Below are 2,789 nucleotides of genomic sequence, written 5' to 3'. Positions count from 1 at the left end.
GTGCCGCACAGCATCGCCTCGACCGGCGCATTGCCGAAAGGCTCTTCCCAGGCGATCGGATTGAGGAAGGCCTTCGATGCGCCCAGCAGGCGCAGCTTGTCGTCGCCGTCGACGACGCCGTTGAAGCGATAGCGGCGGGAAAGAATCTTGAAAAAAACCCCCTCGCGGCGGGGCCGACTTCGGCCGAGCAATTTCCACCGCGAGCCGCCGGCGATATCGAGGGGAAAGTCGAATTTCCTGGCGAGCTCGACTGCCCGGTTCAAGCCCTTTCCGGCGCGTGCGATGGCCGCCATGAAGAGGAGGCGATCACTCTTCGATTCGGCCAGCCGATAGTCATCCACCGGAAAGCCGTTGTAGACGAAGGTCTTGCGGCCGTGCAGCTGGGCGTGCCGTGCGCTGATGAAGCTAGTTCGGTTGCGGCCGCGGATAATCCGGTAAATGGCCCCGCTCGGTGTTGAGGGTCGGGAAGTCAACCTCGACCTTCCACGCATGAAGGTGGACGATTTGGGTGTCCTTGGGGATCGCCGCGCGGCACTCGGCATCGCTCACAGCATGCCGGACTTCGCACAGTGGATGTGACGATCCAGGGCCCGCCACGAGGACGACATGGTGGCCCTGCCTGACCAGTTCAGTGGCCAGCCAGTCGACCTGACGTTCTATCCCGCCGTAGCCTTTGCACGGAACGACGCCCTTTGTTGCAAGGGTTATTAGCATTCATTACCGCCATCACATTGATGTGATTTCAATGTGATTAGAGGTTGCCAGTTGTCAACCTCCGACGACGGATTGCGTAAGCCAGAGTTCCAGCCGCCGGCCGGCTTTCGAGGTTCCACCGATTGAGATGGTCGGCGACTCCCGGTCGCGAGGCCAAGCGGAAGGAGAGGGGCTAAGCAACGAGAATAACGGCGGACCTGCCGAAATGCTTGCCAGCTACAAGGACCAGTCGCGACACCACCGCCTCACAGCGGAATGTTGTCGTGCTTCTTCCAGGGGTTCTGCATATCCTTGTTGCGCAGCATGCGCAGCGCCCGCGCGATCCGGCGGCGCGTCGAATGCGGCATGATCACCTCGTCGATATAGCCGCGTTCGGCCGCTACGAAGGGCGACAGGAACCGATCCTCGTATGCTTTGGTGTGGGCGGCGATCTTCTCCGCGTTGCCGATGTCCTTGCGGTAGATGATCTCGACCGCGCCCCTTGCGCCCATCACCGCGATCTGCGCCGTCGGCCAGGCATAGTTCATGTCGCCGCGCAGGTGCTTCGACGCCATCACGTCATAGGCGCCGCCATAGGCCTTACGGGTGATCACGGTGATCTTCGGCACGGTGGCTTCGGCATAGGCGAACAGCAGTTTTGCGCCATGCTTGATCAGCCCGCCATATTCCTGCGCGGTGCCTGGCAGAAAGCCTGGAACGTCGACCAAGGTAACGATCGGGATCGAGAAGCAGTCGCAGAAGCGCACGAAGCGCGCCGCCTTGCGGCTGGCGTCGGAGTCGAGCACGCCGGCCAGAACCATCGGCTGGTTGGCGACGAAGCCGACGGTTCGCCCCTCCACACGGCCGAAGCCGGTGACAATGTTCCTGGCGAAGCTCGCCTGGATCTCGAAGAAGTCGCCTTCGTCGGCAACCTTCAGGATCAGTTCCTTGATGTCGTAGGGCTTGTTGGCGTTGTCCGGAATCAGCCGGTCGAGCGACATGTCATGGTCCGTCACCGACTGGTAGCATTCGATCTCGGGAATCTCTGCGGTATTGGACGCCGGCAACAGGTCAATCAGCCGGCGCATCTGCAGCAGCGCCTCGACATCGTTGTCATAGGCGCCGTCGGCGATGGAGGATCGGGTCGTGTGCACCGTGGCGCCGCCGAGGCTTTCGGCCGTCACCGTCTCATTGGTCACCGTCTTCACCACGTCCGGCCCGGTGACGAACATGTAGGAGGTGTCGCGCACCATGAAGATGAAGTCGGTCATGGCCGGCGAATAGACATCGCCGCCGGCGCACGGGCCCATAATCAGCGAAATCTGCGGGATGACACCGGAGGCGAGCACGTTGCGCTGAAAAATCTCGGCATAGCCGCCGAGCGCGGCCACGCCTTCCTGGATGCGTGCGCCGCCCGCGTCGTAGAGGCCGATGATCGGCGCGCGATTGCGCAGCGCCATCTCCTGCACCTTGACCACCTTCTCGGCATGCGCCTCAGACAGCGAGCCGCCGAAGACGGTGAAATCCTTGGCAAAAAGGTAGACTGGACGGCCGTTGACGGTGCCCCAGCCTGTGACGACGCCGTCGCCCGCGATCTTGGTTTTCTCCATGCCGAAGTCGGTTGAGCGGTGCTCGACATACATGTCGAACTCCTCGAACGAACCCTCGTCGAGGAAGACGTCGATGCGCTCGCGGGCGGTGAGCTTGCCCTTCTTGTGCTGGGCCTCGATCCGTTGCTTGCCGCCGCCCATCCGGGCGATCTCGCGGCGGCGCTCGAGTTCCTTCAGCACGTCCTTCATCGCTGCCCCCACAATAGAAAGGTGGTTTGTGGTAATCGTGAGGGCAGCGCAGCGCAAGCGTCGCTTTTCGATCGGCGTTTTGTTGCGCTGCAACATCACCCTTGCATTTTGCGGCGGACTCGGCCATATGCGGTCGCATAGGCGCTTGGGCCGAACTTCGGCTTTCTCCACTAATTGAGACTGGTTGCGTCTGTTTTCCCTCTTTCCGGTGGGCCCTCCCGTCGATCGGCAAGCTGGCGAAAGAGCCCCGGGGCATGACGCCCGCGGGCACGACAGCGCAGCCGCGCGGACGCTCCC

1 protein-coding gene and 2 pseudogenes are annotated in these 2,789 nt (G+C 62.4%); all 3 read right to left on the bottom strand.

The features are described 5' to 3' along the window. Nucleotides 1–473 (bottom strand): annotated as a pseudogene (locus EOA60_RS27250) (glycosyltransferase family 4 protein); the annotation flags it as partial. 118 nt (nucleotides 474–591) lie between these two features. Further along, nucleotides 592–714, bottom strand: a pseudogene (locus EOA60_RS39275) (glycosyltransferase family 4 protein); the annotation flags it as partial. A gap of 245 nt (nucleotides 715–959) precedes the next feature. Then, nucleotides 960–2,492 carry an acyl-CoA carboxylase subunit beta gene (locus tag EOA60_RS27245; protein ID WP_067321426.1) on the bottom strand — a complete coding sequence of 511 codons (1,533 nt, stop codon included), beginning with the start codon at nucleotides 2,490–2,492 and terminating at the stop codon, nucleotides 960–962. Nucleotides 2,493–2,789 lie beyond the last annotated feature (297 nt).

Source organism: Mesorhizobium sp. M1A.F.Ca.IN.020.06.1.1 (assembly GCF_004023265.1).
GTDB lineage: Bacteria > Pseudomonadota > Alphaproteobacteria > Rhizobiales > Rhizobiaceae > Mesorhizobium.
The sequence above is the reverse complement of the archived record's forward strand: the minus strand, read 5'-3'. Positions and strand labels throughout refer to the sequence as shown.